At 62.1% G+C, this 8,004-nt stretch carries 8 protein-coding genes; 5 read left to right on the forward strand and 3 right to left on the reverse strand.

Going from position 1 to position 8,004, the window contains the following annotated elements; all coding sequences use genetic code 11:
- The first annotated feature begins 195 nt into the window (after nt 1–195).
- Nucleotides 196–600, forward strand: a complete 405-nt coding sequence (locus KDH09_11390; protein ID MCB0220291.1) for a hypothetical protein — start codon at nt 196–198, stop codon at nt 598–600.
- Nucleotides 601–759: 159 nt separating this feature from the next.
- The gene (gene moeB / locus KDH09_11395) at nt 760–1,920 is read left to right on the forward strand and encodes a molybdopterin-synthase adenylyltransferase MoeB (protein MCB0220292.1); all 1,161 of its coding nucleotides are present in this window, start codon (nt 760–762) and stop codon (nt 1,918–1,920) included.
- 69 nt (nt 1,921–1,989) lie between these two features.
- On the opposite strand, the gene KDH09_11400 is transcribed toward moeB, so the two are convergent.
- Nucleotides 1,990–3,324, reverse strand: coding sequence for an HlyC/CorC family transporter (locus KDH09_11400; protein ID MCB0220293.1), 1,335 nt, complete (start codon nt 3,322–3,324; stop codon nt 1,990–1,992).
- A gap of 186 nt (nt 3,325–3,510) precedes the next feature.
- On the opposite strand from KDH09_11400, the gene efp reads away from it, so the two are divergent.
- Nucleotides 3,511–4,077 (forward strand): elongation factor P, encoded by a 567-nt coding sequence (gene efp, locus KDH09_11405; GenBank protein ID MCB0220294.1) that lies wholly within the window; start codon nt 3,511–3,513, stop codon nt 4,075–4,077.
- A 77-nt stretch (nt 4,078–4,154) separates the two neighbouring features.
- Here the strand turns inward: efp and KDH09_11410 are convergent, their stop codons facing one another.
- Complete coding sequence (locus tag KDH09_11410) at nt 4,155–4,757, reverse strand: transcriptional regulator (GenBank protein ID MCB0220295.1); 603 nt, start codon at nt 4,755–4,757, stop codon at nt 4,155–4,157.
- Nucleotides 4,758–5,144: 387 nt separating this feature from the next.
- Between KDH09_11410 and KDH09_11415 the strand changes: the two genes are divergently transcribed.
- Nucleotides 5,145–6,749 carry a zinc-ribbon domain-containing protein gene (locus KDH09_11415; protein ID MCB0220296.1) on the forward strand — a complete coding sequence of 535 codons (1,605 nt, stop codon included), beginning with the start codon at nt 5,145–5,147 and terminating at the stop codon, nt 6,747–6,749.
- Between the two features lie 103 nt (nt 6,750–6,852).
- Here the strand turns inward: KDH09_11415 and KDH09_11420 are convergent, their stop codons facing one another.
- Nucleotides 6,853–7,053: a twin-arginine translocase TatA/TatE family subunit gene (locus tag KDH09_11420; protein MCB0220297.1), complete on the reverse strand. Its 201-nt coding sequence runs from the start codon at nt 7,051–7,053 to the stop codon at nt 6,853–6,855.
- A 383-nt stretch (nt 7,054–7,436) separates the two neighbouring features.
- Between KDH09_11420 and KDH09_11425 the strand changes: the two genes are divergently transcribed.
- Nucleotides 7,437–8,004: response regulator (locus KDH09_11425; protein ID MCB0220298.1), on the forward strand; the 568-nt coding region annotated here is incomplete at its 3' end.

The raw sequence follows: 8,004 nt of genomic DNA on the forward strand, positions 1-8,004 counted from the left end.
CCGCAATCAGATAGATGGTTGAAGAACGGATTGCTCTTGGCACCTGGCTCCCGCCTCGCTTGGTTCGGCCCACGCCGGGGACCATAGCACGGGGTGAGGCGGCATCACCAATCGATTGCCAAGCCCCGGGCCGGGCGGGCAGAATTGTGAGTATGGGCGACCCGGCCAAAGGGGCCCCGGTCAGGAGAAGCGGACATGATCTACGACAAGCACTTTCGCGAGGGAAGCGTGCCCGAGCAGCTCGATCTGAGCGGCGAGTGGATTGTGCGCGGCCTGATCGGACGGCTTCCGCCGCTGCGCGTGCTGCTTCAGAAGAAGGTCTTCCGCTCTCGCAGCGCGAGCGATATTCGCGGCCACAACCAGTTTCTGGGATTCCTCTCAGTCGCCCCGTTCTATGTCGAGCGCGGCCCCAGCGAGATCGAGCCGGACCTGGAAGTCATCAAGATCATCTACGATGTGCCCGGCAACCCGGGCATTGTCCGGCGACTGACCGACGAGATCCGCCAGCTCGATGACGGCAACTACCTGGGCCGGGGCATTTACAACTTCCCCGGCGTGGGCGCGCGCAACACCTTCTGGTTCACCGTCGAGCGCCCCTGAACCCTCCGGGGCCATCAAAGCATCCATATCTGCACAGACGCCCCAAACCCGGGCGCTCTGGGCAGCGTCTTGCTGCTCAACCGGCGCTGGGTTAAGAGTGGGCGCACTTCAAGCATGCCCCGAAACAAACCGGGCGCACGCCGGACAAAGGTTACGAGCATGGCAACGGCCCAAGACGTACTTAGCGACATCAAGAAGAAGATCACCGAGATCGACGCCGACGAGCTGAGCCGCCGCATGAAGGCGGGCGAGGAGTTCGCCCTCATTGACGTGCGTGAGCGCGAGGAGTTCGAGACCGGGCAGATTCCCGGCGCGACTTTTATCCCGCGCGGCTTTCTTGAAATGCGCGTCGAGGACGCCGTCCCCGACAAGTCGGCCAAGGTCGTGCTCTATTGCGCCGGCGGCAACCGCAGCGCCTTTGCCGCGCGCGACCTCGAAGCAATCGGCTACACCGACGTGGAGAGTCTCATCGGCGGCATCAACGGCTGGAAGAACAAGGGTTATGCCATCGACGTGCCCAAGGTCCTCTCGCCCGACGATCGCCAGCGCTATTCGCGCCACCTGCTCATCCCCGAGGTGGGCGAGGAAGGCCAGCAGAAGCTGCTCGACGCCAAAGTTCTGCTCATCGGCGCCGGCGGCCTGGGCTCTCCCGCAGCGTTCTACCTGGCCGCTGCGGGCGTGGGCACGCTGGGCATCGTCGACAACGACGTCGTGGACGTGACCAATCTCCAGCGCCAGATCCTCCACACCCAGGAGTGGGTCGGAAAGCCCAAGGTGGACTCGGCCTATGAGCGCCTGCATGCGCTCAACCCGGACATCACCATCAACAAGTACGAGATGCACCTCAATAGTGAGAACGTCGTCGAGCTGTTCAAGCAGTACGACATGGTGCTCGATGGCTGCGACAACTTCTCGACGCGCTATCTTGTCAACGATGCGTGCGTGATGCTGAACATCCCGAACGTGCATGGCTCGATCTATCGCTTCGAGGGACAGGCCACGCTCTTCCACCCGCACAACGGGCCCTGCTACCGCTGCCTGTATCCCGAGCCCACGCCCCCCGACATGGCGCCCTCGTGCGCCGAGGCCGGCGTGTTGGGTGTGCTGCCCGGCATGATGGGAATCATCCAGGCCACCGAAGCAGTGAAATTCATCCTGGGCCAGGGCAAGACCCTGAACGGCCGCCTGCTCAAGTACGACGCCCTCGATATGGCGTTCAAGGAATACAAGCTCCGGCGCGATCCCGAGTGCCCGATCTGCGGCGAGAAGCCCACGATCACCAAGCTCGAAGACCTCGAGTGGAGCTGCCAGGTGGCCTGAGCTTTCGCGCGTTCAAAACAGAAAGCCCGGCCAGATGGCCGGGCTTTTTCTTTGCTGGTCACAAACAAACTAGTTCGCAGCCGCTTTGTCGGAAATCTTCTGCTCCGAACCTTCGGGCAGGTAGAGCACGCGGCTCACGCGCAGGCCGTCGATGGCTTCGACGCGCAACGTGGCGCCCTCGATCTCGGCCTTGTCGCCGACCTTGGGACGGCGGCCGATGCGTCCGAAGACGTAGCCGCCGATGGAGGTGTAGTCCTCGTCGGGCAGGTTGAGGCCCAGGCGCTCGTTCACTTCCTCGATCGTGACCATTCCATCGATGGAGTAGCGGCCGCCCGAGCGTTCCTCAAAGGGAGTCTCGGGTTCGTCGAATTCATCGGAGATCTCGCCCACGAGTTCTTCGAGCACGTCTTCCATCGTGACGAGGCCCGAGACGTCGCCGAACTCGGAAACCACGATGGCCATGTGCGCCTTGTCGCGCCGAAGGGCCGCCAGCAGGTCGGGCAGGCGCATCTCTTCGCGGACGAAGGTGGGCGGGCGCATCAGGTCGGTCACCCGGAAGGGTCCGTCGTCTGAATCGGCGAGGCGCTCGATCATATCCTTGACATGAATCGTTCCGATGATGTGGTCGTCGGTCTCGCGGTAGACGGGGTAGCGCGAGTACTCGCTGTCGGCCATGAGTTTGAGGAGTGCATCCATGGTCACGTCCTCGCGCACGGCTTCCATGTCGGTGCGCGGGCACATGATTTCCTCGGCTGTGCGGTCGGTGAACTCGAGCACCGAGTGGATGAGCTCTTCCTCGCTGGCCTCGAGCACGCCGTGGCGCTTCGAGGCTCCCACCAGGTGTTTGAGTTCCTCTTCGGACTGCACCATCCGGTGACCGGCCAGTACGGGGCTCTCCTGACCGAGCGAGCCGGCCAGCGCATCCACGCCGGCATTGAGCAGGGCCAGCAGCGGCGTGAGCGCCACGGCCATGAGGTGCACCGGCCAGTAGAGCCAGAGCGAGACACGCTCGGGACTGGCCAGGGCCACGATCTTGGGGACCTGCTCGCCCAGTACGAAGTGCAGGGTGACCAGCACGGTGAGCGAGAGGGCGATGGCGATGGCGTAGCTGAAGCCGCCCGGGTAACCCATGAACGCACCGGCCAGGGCCTCGACGCTCACCCACCCCAGCATCACGGTCGCCAGGGAGATGCCCACCTGCGTGGTGGCACTGTACTTTTCTGCCTTGTCGAGAAGTTTGAGCAGACGGCGGGCGCGGCGGTTGCCGGCATCAATCATCTCCTGCACGCGAAAGCGCTGGAGACCTGAGAACCCAAGTTCCGCGGCCACGAACACGCCGTTGGCGAGCACGAGGCCGAGGATCGTAAAAAGGGTGGAGATGAGCTGGTCGGGGTCGTCGTCCATCTGAGTCCGAGTAATTCTAGCGGAGCCTTGCCGCGCTGCGCAACACTCATTTATCCCGGCGGAGCCAGGCAGGGATAATTTGCCCGTCGGGTGGCGCAAGGGCGCTTCGGATGCCGCCTCCTTGACCTGCCGCCAGCGCGCTGGCTAGTTTGCGCGGCGCCAGACACCTTCTGGGGAGAAACTCTCATGCCTCCTGTGCGCGCAACCCAGCTCCGAGTGGGCAATACCATCGAACTCGACGGCAAACTCTGCACGATCATGAAGGTCGAACACCGCACCCCCGGAAAGGGCAACGCAGTCATCCAGACCCGCCTGCGGGACATCGACTCGGGCAACAGCTTCGAGCAGCGTTTTCGCAGCACCGAGAATGTCGAGAAGGTCTCCCTCGACCATCGCAAGATGGAGTTTCTCTACGCCGATGGTACGAAGTACCACTTCATGGACAATGAGAGCTACGAGCAGATGGAGCTCGACGAAGACTGGCTCGGCGATGCGCCCAGCTACATGCTCCCCAACACCCAGGTGGAGATCGCGCTCTACAACGGACGCGCCATCGGCATCGAGCTGCCCACGTCCGTCGAACTGACCGTCGCGGAGACCGAGCCCGCCATCAAAGGCGCCACCGTGACCGCCTCGAAAAAGCCGGCGACCATGGAAACCGGGCTCGTTGTGCAGGTCCCCCAGTTCGTGGACAAGGGCACGGTCATCAAGGTCGACACCCGTGATGGAACCTACATGGACCGCGTGAGCTGAGTCGCGCTTTCCATTCAACAAGGCACAAAAAAAGCCGGGCACAAAGCCCGGCTTTTTCATGAATTCAATCCGGCCGATTACTCGTCGTCGCCCATCGCTTCGACCTTCTGCTCAAGCTCGCGGATGCGACTACGCAGGCGCTCGATCTCGCTCTGGTACTCGGCCTCCGCCATGGGGGCGCCACCGCCCTCGCGACGGAAGATCTTGTCGACGTACTGGCGAACCTTGTCATCGAGATTGTGCTGAAACTCTTCGAGGTTGTTCTGACGGGTCATGAAGAACTCGGTGAGCAGGTTGCGGTATTCGTCCGCGGTCAGCTCGCTGCGGTTCATCAGGCGCTTGATCTGCTTTTCAGTTTCATCGCGCAGGTGCGTGACGCGCTCGGCACCTTCGTTGATCGTGCTCTGGAGGAAGTCCTGACCGCTCTGGATGATCTTGCGCAGTGCCGAGAGGGGAAGGATCGACTTGTTCTTCTTCTCTTCCTCGAAAATGATCTGTGTGAGCGTAACGCTCGTAATGTCCTGGTTGGTCTTGTTGTCGATGATGGTGACGTCTTCACCGCCCTTGACCATGTTGGCGATCTCGTCGAGTGTCACGTAGCAGCTCTTCTGCGTGTCATAGAGCTTGCGGTTGGGATAGCGCTTGATGACGCGCGGCTCGGCGGTGGTCGATTCAGGCATGTTGTCAGACTCTCCTTAAGCACCCGGAAATCAGCGGGGTTCCCACCGCCTAACGCAACGCGCCGAGAGGGGGCACAACCGGATGCTCCTACCAAAGAGTCGAGTACCACAATCTGACGCAGGTGGTCAAGATCCCGACACCTATTGGGGGGCGCCGAAGTGCCGGAAACAACTTTGGATTTCAGCAGATTTCCGCTATAAAGCCCCCGGAAGGCGACTTGCAGAGTATGCGGCATGACGGGCCGCGTACGAGCGGTTTCGGGTGGTACAGGCGCCCGGTGTTTCGGCTTTGCCAGTCGCCTACCGCACGGTGAGGGCGCTCGCTTCGTTGGCGGGAATGAACTTCCACTTTCGGGGCCGCGTGCCAAAGGGTTCCTTGCGTACGACATGATCGTTCAGTGCCCAGAGTGCCGCACGAAATTCAAGCTTGCCGATGAGAAGGTGACACCCAAAGGGGTGAAGATCCGCTGCTCGAGCTGCAAGCATGTGTTCGTCGTGCACAAGGAAGGGGAGGTGCCGCCCGCTGCGCCTGCCGCGCCGGCTTCCACCCAGACCGGTTTCTCCGTCGATGACTTCGGCACCGGTGCCGACAGCAGCGACGTATTCAGCGACAGCGATTTCACCGATGGCCCGCTGGGGCAAACGCGTCCGCCAGAGCCGGGCGCCGCGCGTCCGGATCGTCCCAAACGGCCCGGCCCCGGTGAGGCACCGCCCCCCAGGCCGCCGGTCAAACCCGCAACCCAGGACAATGTCTTCAATATCGACGACGTGGACTTTTCCGTCGGTCGAAAGATGGAAGTCGATCTGGGCGCCGATGCCCCGGCGCCATCAGCTCCTGCAGCGCCGCCCTCGGCGCCCACTGCACCGTTCGCGCATGAAAAGGGCGAGTTCGACAATCTCGACGAGCTCTTTGGCCCCAAGAAGGGCGGGGCCGCTGCTCCGCCACCGCCTCCCGCAGCGCCTGCGCCGCAGGCTCCCCCACCGCCGCCACCGGCGCCCGCACGCAGCGGGGACACCGATCCTTTCGGCGATGCGATGACGCTCGATACCTCGGCCAAGGCGGCTCCCAGCGCGCCGCCCGCCAGCTCCGGTGATCCCTTCGGCGACCTCTTCGATAGCGGGAACGCTCCCGCGTCCGCCCCCTCTGGCAACGACAGTTCGGCTGAGTCGATGCTGACCGAAGAGTCGGACATGGCATCGTCGGGCCTCGAAACGGAGGCCGAAGCCCCTTCGCCGGAGCCCGGCACCGGCACGGGCGAGGAATTCGATACACTGATCTCCGGCACCGACGACTTTTTCGGTGGCGGGGGCGGCGACGCGGGCGAGAGCTTCGACGAAGGCGAGGGCGCGCCACCGCACTCACGCAGCGAACCGGCGCTCCAGTGGGGCAATCAAAAGAAGATGCAGAACGTGGCGCCTCCATCTGCGCTGCCCAAGGTCATCGGAGCGGTGGTGTTGCTGCTGGTTCTCATCTGCGGCTGGCGCGCAAGCGTCGAATACATGCCGCAGCTCTATCTGGATTCGGGAATGGAATACGAGGAAGTCGTGGCGCTACGCGGGATCATCCCGTTCCCGGCCAATCCCGACTTTCCCCCGCCGCCGAAGTTCTGGGACCTGACTGTGAGCAAGAGCTTCACCATCGTCAACCAGTTCGGCAAGGAACTCTACGTGGTTGAGGGAGAAGTGAAGAACATCGGTACGCGAAGTCGCAGTTTCTTCCAGCTCGAGGGGCAGGCCCTCAGCGCGACCAACAAGGAAATCGGATTGCAGGAAACCGTTTTCGCCGGGAACATCCTGGACGTCGAGGCGCTCAAACGACTTCCCATTCCGCAGGTGCGCGCCAAGCTTCAGGTCAAAATCGGCGGCGGCGGAATCAACTTTGCCGTCAAACCCGGCGCCTCCGTGCCGTTCATGATGGTGTTCCCGGAACTGGCAGAAAAAGCGGCGAACGTGCACATCATTCAGGTTCAGGCCGACCTGGCTGAGCAATAAGCAAGCGTCTTAATTTTTGAACAAAAGATCGATCCCAGCGTGAGCACGCCTCATCGCTGCGCACCACCAGAATTCTCCGGTTAGCAGTATGTAAGAGGGGAGATCAGGCTTCCTGCGCCGAGCTCTTCGCCTTTTCGCCTTCGTTGTTCTCAGGCGTGACGTCGATCGCGTCGGGCTCGTTGAGCGCTTTCTTGAAGCTGCGAATACCCTTGCCCATGCCTGAAGCAAGGTCGGGGATTTTCTTGGCGCCAAAGAGAAGGACCACAATGGCGAGGACGACTATGAGTTCTGGTGTTCCAAGCATAATAAGCCTCGTTTCCGGTCTCCTTCCCTTGAGTTCAAATATAACGGCGTTCCCTTGTAATGTAAAGGGAAGTCGCTGATATAACTTGAGAAATCGGGACCATGACCTGCCCGGGCTGCCCCGAGGAAGCCCGGGCAATGCCCCTCGATGACCGATAGCTGCGCAGCAAGCCGGCCGTGTCCCAATACCAATCACTCAGAATCAGCGGATAAACGCCTGTTCTGGGCGAGATTGAGGCCCTTTTGGGGGGTTTCCCTCAATCCGCGAATCCGCCAAGATAAGGTTTCAGAGGCGAGTGACTTCGAATAGTGAGCTGAGCTTACTGGAGGACGAGTGCAGGACGTGGCCCGCGGGCCAATCACCTGTGACGCGGTATACCGGGCATGATGCGCAATCCCCTACACGTTCTCGTCGTGGACGACTCCCCCGAGGATGCCGAATTGCTCGTGCGCGAGCTGGGCAAGAGCGGCTCCCGGATTGAATCCACACGGGTCCAGAGTGCCGAGACCATGCGCGAGGCGCTCGAGAGCCGGGAATGGGACGTGATCCTTGCCGACTACTCGCTCCCCCAGTTCGATGCGCTCGCGGCCCTCGAAATTCTGCATCAAAGCGACAGCGACATTCCGCTCATTGTGCTCTCCGGCGCGGTTGATGAAGAAGTGGCCGTCTCGGTCATGAAGGCCGGCGCCCATGACTTCCTGACGAAGGATCGCCTCAACCGTCTCATCCCCGCCGTGGAGCGAGAGCTCGGCGAAGCCGAAAGCCGCCGCGAGCGGCGCATGGTCGAAGCCCAGCTCCGACAGGCGCAGAAGATGGAAGCGGTCGGCCGCCTGGCAGGTGGAATTGCCCACGACTTCAACAACATCCTCATGCTCATCATGGGCAATGCCCACCTGGTGATCGAAGGGCTCGACGAGTCGAGTTCTGTGTTTCCCTACGTGCAGCAGATCG

Source organism: Chrysiogenia bacterium (assembly GCA_020434085.1).
Classification (GTDB): domain Bacteria; phylum JAGRBM01; class JAGRBM01; order JAGRBM01; family JAGRBM01; genus JAGRBM01.

Excerpts from the sequence above, each read along its gene's own strand:
- KDH09_11390 (MCB0220291.1), top strand. The coding sequence starts at position 196 with ATGATCTACGACAAGCACTTTCGCGAGGGAAGCGTGCCCGAGCAGCTC.
- moeB (MCB0220292.1), top strand. The coding sequence starts at position 760 with ATGGCAACGGCCCAAGACGTACTTAGCGACATCAAGAAGAAGATCACC.
- KDH09_11400 (MCB0220293.1), bottom strand. The coding sequence starts at position 3,324 with ATGGACGACGACCCCGACCAGCTCATCTCCACCCTTTTTACGATCCTC.
- efp (MCB0220294.1), top strand. The coding sequence starts at position 3,511 with ATGCCTCCTGTGCGCGCAACCCAGCTCCGAGTGGGCAATACCATCGAA.
- KDH09_11410 (MCB0220295.1), bottom strand. The coding sequence starts at position 4,757 with ATGCCTGAATCGACCACCGCCGAGCCGCGCGTCATCAAGCGCTATCCC.
- KDH09_11415 (MCB0220296.1), top strand. The coding sequence starts at position 5,145 with ATGATCGTTCAGTGCCCAGAGTGCCGCACGAAATTCAAGCTTGCCGAT.
- KDH09_11420 (MCB0220297.1), bottom strand. The coding sequence starts at position 7,053 with ATGCTTGGAACACCAGAACTCATAGTCGTCCTCGCCATTGTGGTCCTT.